Raw genomic sequence first — 3033 nt, 5'->3', positions numbered from 1 at the left:
ATTTCTGTTAGCTATATAGTCTTTAAAGCGACCTGGCATCGGCTTCCAAAGCTCATGCACATAACCAAGCATAGCATAAACATCACTTTGGGTATCCAAAATACAGCGAATGGCAATCAGGTCATAGATTTCCTCAAACCGTTTTCTCTTATCCTGCATTTTACGGAAAATCGAGTAAATATGCTTAGGACGACCGTAAATCTTCCCTTTTAAGTGACGATCCGTCGTATATTCCTCTAATTTTGTGACTACCTCATCCACCAAGGCTTCACGCTCTCTGCGTTTTTCCTTCATCATATGGGTAATCTTGTAAAACTCCGTTGGATTGAGATAACGGAAAGACAAATCTTCCAATTCCCATTTGACACTGGAAATCCCCAAACGGTGGGCAAGTGGCGCATAGATTTCCATAGTTTCTTTGGAAATGCGCTCCTGCTTGTCTTTTCGAAGGTGTTTAAGAGTTCGCATATTGTGCAAACGATCAGACAGTTTGACCAAGATAACACGAATGTCCTCAGACATGGCCATAAGCATCTTGCGATGATTTTCAGCCAACTGCTCCTCGATTGATTTGTACTCGACCTTACCGAGCTTGGTAACCCCATCTACGATTACCCGCACATCGGGTCCAAACTCTCTTTCCAAATCATCCAAGGTCGCATCTGTATCTTCTACCACATCATGCAAGAAACCGCAAGCTACCGTTACAGCATCCAGCTTGAGTTTGGCTAAAATACCTGCCACTTGGATAGGGTGAATAATATAAGGCTCACCTGATTTGCGATATTGACCACTATGGCATTCCACCGCGTAGACCAAGGCCTTATGGACAAAATGGACATCCTCTTCCGTTAAATATTCTTTGGTTAAAGCGACAACTTCTTCGCCTGTTAAATTCACTTCTTTCGGCATCTCTACTCTCCAATTCTTCCTACCATTTTATCACTTTTTTAAGAATATGAAAACTAGAAAATTCCCTCTCAATCAATCCACATCTCAAAAAACACTGCCAGATTTCTCTAGCAGTGTTTTAAGTTTCTTTTATCTTAGTAAACTGTTCTTTCAGTTTCTACATCGAAGAAGTGTGCTTTGTTCAAGTCAAATCCAAGTTCAACTGTTGCACCTGTTTGCAAGTAGTCACGAGCATCAACTTTGGCAACAAATTCATCTTTACCAACTTGGCAGTAAAGGTGAGATTCTGAACCAAGCAATTCTGATACTGAGATAGTAGCTTTGACAACTGATTCTGGGAATGTTTCAAGGAAAGCAGGTTCTGCATTCACGTCTTCTGGACGGATACCGAAAATCAATTCTTTACCTTCGTAGCCTTTTTCACGAAGAACTTTCAATGCGCCTTCTGGAACTTTCAAACGGAAACCGTCAGAAACAATTTCGCTACCAACCAATTTCACATTGATGAAGTTCATAGCTGGGCTTCCGATGAAGCCTGCTACGAATTTATTAACTGGGTTTTTGTAAACTTCTTGAGGAGTACCGATTTGTTCTACACGTCCGATAGTACCTGTACCAGCAGGATTCTTAGTTGCTGACATGATAACGATACGGTCTGCAAGTGTCATCGCTTCAGTTTGGTCGTGAGTTACGTAGATAGTTGTAGCTCCGATACGACGGTGGATTTTCGCAATTTCAGCACGCATCGATACACGAAGTTTGGCATCCAAGTTTGACAAAGGTTCGTCCATCAAGAACACTTTTGCATCGCGGACAATTGCACGACCCATGGCAACACGTTGACGTTGACCACCTGAAAGGTCAGCTGGTTTACGATCCAAGAATTCTTTCAAACCAAGGATTGCTGCAGCTTCTTGTACACGTTTGTCGATATCTTCCTTGCTGTATTTACGCAATTTCAAACCGAAAGCCATGTTGTCATAAACAGTCATGTGTGGGTAAAGAGCGTAGTTTTGGAATACCATGGCGATGTCACGGTCTTTTGGAGCTACGTCGTTGACAACCACGCCATCGATAGATGCAGTACCTTCTGTGATGTCTTCAAGACCAGCAATCATACGAAGAGTTGTTGATTTACCACATCCTGAAGGACCTACGAAAACGATAAATTCCTTGTCTTTGATGTCCAAGTTGAAGTCTTCAACTGAGTAGTGTTCGCTGTTTGGATATTTTTTGTAAATATTTTTAAGATTTAATTCTACCATTAGGTGAACTCCTTTTGTCTTTTGATAGTTTTATTATAAATGAAAACGCTTTACATTTCTATGGCAAGGTGACCAAAAAAACAAAAAAGTTCTGTGCAACTTGCACAAAACTTTAGAGAATATCTGGTAAAATCAACTGATAACACAAGGTCAGGTCGGTCAATTCCTTCAACTGAAGCCCTGTCAATTCTTCCCATTTATCAATCTTGTATTGGAGAGAATTGCGGTGCAGATAGAGTTGCTGGGCTGTTTTAGTCAGAACAGCACTGTTTTCCCAAAGAGAAAGGATAATTTCCTGAATCTGATCCTGATCCAAAATCATCTGATGTAGGCATTCTTTAATGACTCTCAGGTCCACAAGCCTTTCCCCCATACTCCAAAGATAGAGTTGTGAAAAGGTGTGAACACCTTGGTGACCCTGACGCCACCAAGTCTTAAACAAATCCCGCTCCGCTTTGATTAAGTCTGACAGAGCTTGATGTGCTGCCCAAGACCAAACTTGGCCTAACATGATAGACAAACGCAGTCCAAAGTCATACTCAACCGCTTCAATCGTATCACTTAAAATAGCTCGTACAGAACTGTATTTATCTTGTTGCAGCACGAAAACATAATCCTGAGCTCCGACCTGAAGCACCGTCTGACAGTTAGGAAAAAGAGTCCGCATCATGTCCAGCCAAGAAGCTAGATTTTCCTGTTGAAAATAGGAAAGATGGCAATAAACCAGCTGAATCTTTTTAAAAGTTTGTGGTGCTTGTCCCTTGCCCTCAATCAGATAGGAATACCAAGGATTGAGCGAATGAGCCTGCTCTTGCTGAGTCAAAAGGGCAACCAACTGCTTTTCACGCTCACTGAG

At 41.7% G+C, this 3033-nt stretch carries 3 protein-coding genes; all 3 read right to left on the bottom strand.

Annotated features, from left to right (window positions below; all coding sequences use genetic code 11):
- Positions 1–912, bottom strand: a 912-nt coding sequence (locus QZ565_RS09010) for an HD domain-containing protein (RefSeq protein ID WP_295528475.1), incomplete at its 3' end; no start/stop codon positions are given.
- A gap of 134 nt (positions 913–1046) precedes the next feature.
- Positions 1047–2177 carry a sn-glycerol-3-phosphate ABC transporter ATP-binding protein UgpC gene (gene ugpC / locus QZ565_RS09005; protein WP_049550746.1) on the bottom strand — a complete coding sequence of 377 codons (1131 nt, stop codon included), beginning with the start codon at positions 2175–2177 and terminating at the stop codon, positions 1047–1049.
- Between the two features lie 112 nt (positions 2178–2289).
- Positions 2290–3033 (bottom strand): PucR family transcriptional regulator (locus QZ565_RS09000; RefSeq protein ID WP_295528470.1); only part of this gene is annotated, 744 nt, incomplete at its 5' end.

This window comes from uncultured Streptococcus sp. (genome assembly GCF_915066115.1).
Classification (GTDB): Bacteria; Bacillota; Bacilli; order Lactobacillales; family Streptococcaceae; genus Streptococcus.
The sequence above is the reverse complement of the archived record's forward strand: the minus strand, read 5'-3'. Positions and strand labels throughout refer to the sequence as shown.

Coding starts and splice junctions, on each gene's coding strand:
- ugpC (WP_049550746.1), bottom strand. CDS start 2,177: ATGGTAGAATTAAATCTTAAAAATATTTACAAAAAATATCCAAACAGC.